2 rRNA genes are annotated in these 3218 nt (G+C 47.5%); both read left to right on the forward strand.

Annotation, left to right across the window (positions count from 1 at the left end):
* The first annotated feature begins 53 nt into the window (after nucleotides 1–53).
* Nucleotides 54–2933 (forward strand): 23S ribosomal RNA (locus B0A58_RS10175).
* 172 nt (nucleotides 2934–3105) lie between these two features.
* Nucleotides 3106–3214, forward strand: a 5S ribosomal RNA gene (rrf, locus tag B0A58_RS10180).
* Nucleotides 3215–3218 lie beyond the last annotated feature (4 nt).

The following is a 3218-nucleotide window of genomic DNA, read 5'->3' on the forward strand; positions in this document are numbered from 1 at the left end:
ATTTATTGCATATTTAAAAACAATTCCTATTTGTATTGATATGAATAGGATGTACATAAGCAAAATAAGGGCGTATGGGGGATGCCTAGGCTCTCAGAGGCGAAGAAGGACGTGATAAGCTGCGAAAAGCTACGGGTAGGTGCACACAACCGCAAAACCGTAGATATCCGAATGGGGCAACCCACTATGTTGAAGACATAGTACATCGATAGATGGGCAAACCCGCTGAACTGAAACATCTAAGTAGGCGGAGGAGAAGAAAACAAAAGTGATTCCGTAAGTAGTGGCGAGCGAACGCGGATAAGCCCAAACCAATGTTGTTACGGCAATATTGGGGTTGTAGGACCACGATATTTCTTGCACAAAGAATTAGAATTTACTGGAAAGTAGAACCAAAGAGGGTGATAGTCCCGTATAGGTAATGAGTGAAAAGAATAGTGTAATCCTGAGTAGGGCGGGGCACGTGAAACCCTGTCTGAATTTGGCGGGACCATCCGCTAAGGCTAAATACTCCTGAGAGACCGATAGTGAACCAGTACCGTGAGGGAAAGGTGAAAAGAACCGTGAATAACGGAGTGAAATAGATCCTGAAACCATACGCCTACAAGCGGTCGGAGCCCATTCGTTGGGTGACGGCGTGCCTTTTGCATAATGAGCCTACGAGTTAACGTTGCTGGCAAGGTTAAGTGATTCAGTCACGGAACCGTAGCGAAAGCGAGTCTGAATAGGGCGCTTTAGTCAGTAGTGTTAGACGCGAAACCGTGTGATCTACCCATGGGCAGGATGAAGCGCTGGTAACACAGTGTGGAGGTCCGAACCGGTTGTCGTTGAAAAGACTTCGGATGACCTGTGGGTAGGGGTGAAAGGCCAATCAAACTCGGAAATAGCTCGTACTCCCCGAAATGCATTTAGGTGCAGCGCTGGTTATAAGTTATATAGAGGTAGAGCTACTGATTGGATGCGGGGGCTTCACCGCCTACCAATTCCTGACAAACTCCGAATGCTATATAATGTTTACCAGCAGTGAGGGCTTGGGTGCTAAGGTCCAAGTCCGAGAGGGAAAGAACCCAGACCATCAGCTAAGGTCCCCAAATATATGTTAAGTTGAAAGAACGCGGTTTGTTTGCCTAGACAGCTAGGATGTTGGCTTGGAAGCAGCCATTCATTTAAAGAGTGCGTAACAGCTCACTAGTCGAGCGAACGAGCATGGATAATAATCGGGCATAAACATATTACCGAAGCTATGGATTTGTATTTAGATACAAGTGGTAGGGGAGCATTCTAACAGGGTTGAAGGTTTTTCGTAAGGAGAGCTGGACTGGTTAGAAAAGAAAATGTAGGCATAAGTAACGATAAGCGGTGCGAGAAACACCGCCACCGAAAGACTAAGGTTTCCACAGCTATGCTAATCAGCTGTGGGTTAGTCGGGACCTAAGGCGAACCCGAAAGGGACAGTCGATGGACAACGGGTTAATATTCCCGTACTAGTGTTAATTGTGATGGGGCGACGGAGTGATGAAAGTGTCGCGAACTGACGGAATAGTTCGTTGAAGGCTGTAGCTAAAGAATTTATAGGCAAATCCGTAGATTTTGGCAAAGGCTGATAGTACTCAGAGACTTCGGTTGACGAGATAGTACACCTAAGGGCTTCCAAGAAAACCCTCTAAACTTAGATTAACAGTACCCGTACCGTAAACCGACACAGGTAGTCGAGGAGAGAATCCTAAGGTGCTCGAGAGATTCATGGCTAAGGAATTAGGCAAAATAGACCTGTAACTTCGGGAGAAAGGTCGCCAGCGCAAGCTGGCCGCAGTGAAGAGGTCCAGGCGACTGTTTATCAAAAACACAGGGCTCTGCAAAATCGTAAGATGAAGTATAGGGCCTGACACCTGCCCGGTGCTGGAAGGTTAAGAGGAGATGTTAGTTTAGGCGAAGCATTGAATTGAAGCCCCAGTAAACGGCGGCCGTAACTATAACGGTCCTAAGGTAGCGAAATTCCTTGTCGGGTAAGTTCCGACCTGCACGAATGGTGTAACGATCTGGACACTGTCTCAGCCATGAGCTCGGTGAAATTGTAGTAACGGTGAAGATGCCGTTTACCCGCAGTGGGACGAAAAGACCCTGTGCACCTTTACTATAGCTTAGTATTGACCTTGGATAAATGATGTGTAGGATAGGTTGGAGACTGTGAAGTGGCGTCGCTAGGCGTTGTGGAGTCATTGTTGAAATACAACCCTTTGTTTATCTGAGGCCTAACTCCCAATTAGGGAGGACATTGCTTGGTGGGTAGTTTGACTGGGGTGGTCGCCTCCAAAAGAGTAACGGAGGCTTCTAAAGGTTCCCTCAGTACGCTTGGTAACCGTGCGAAGAGTGCAATGGCATAAGGGAGCTTGACTGAGAGACATACAGGTCGATCAGGTACGAAAGTAGAGCATAGTGATCCGGTGGTTCCGCATGGAAGGGCCATCGCTCAAAGGATAAAAGGTACGCCGGGGATAACAGGCTGATCTCCCCCAAGAGCTCATATCGACGGGGGGGTTTGGCACCTCGATGTCGGCTCGTCACATCCTGGGGCTGGAGAAGGTCCCAAGGGTTGGGCTGTTCGCCCATTAAAGTGGCACGCGAGCTGGGTTCAGAACGTCGTGAGACAGTTCGGTCTCTATCTACTGTGGGCGTTAGAAATTTGAGTGGATCTGATTCTAGTACGAGAGGACCGAATTGGACAAACCTCTAGTGTATCTGTTGTCCCGCCAGGGGCACCGCAGAGTAGCTACGTTTGGAAGGGATAAGCGCTGAAAGCATATAAGCGCGAAACCCACCACAAGATGAGATTTCTTTTAAGGGTCGTGGAAGATGACCACGTTGATAGGCTATAGATGTAAAGGCAGTAATGTCATAGTCGAGTAGTACTAATAACCCGTAAGCTTATGTATAAAACAGCCCCCTAAGCTCCAAAAGGAGAATATGTGGGGCTGGTAAAACTTTCTTTTAAATTTTTATCTCAATATGTTAAGATATTAGCAGTAAAACTGCAGTTGATAGTTGAAGGTTGGTAGTTGATGGCAACAGCAACAACCAAATACCAACAACCGCTAACAAAGACCTTAAGGTGGTTATTGCGGCGGGGCTCACCTCTTCCCATCCCGAACAGAGAAGTTAAGCCCGCCTGCGCAGATGGTACTGCATTTTGTGGGAGAGTATGTCGCCGCCTTTCTTTT

Source organism: Flavobacterium branchiophilum NBRC 15030 = ATCC 35035 (genome assembly GCF_002217205.1).
Taxonomy (GTDB): Bacteria; Bacteroidota; Bacteroidia; order Flavobacteriales; family Flavobacteriaceae; genus Flavobacterium; species Flavobacterium branchiophilum.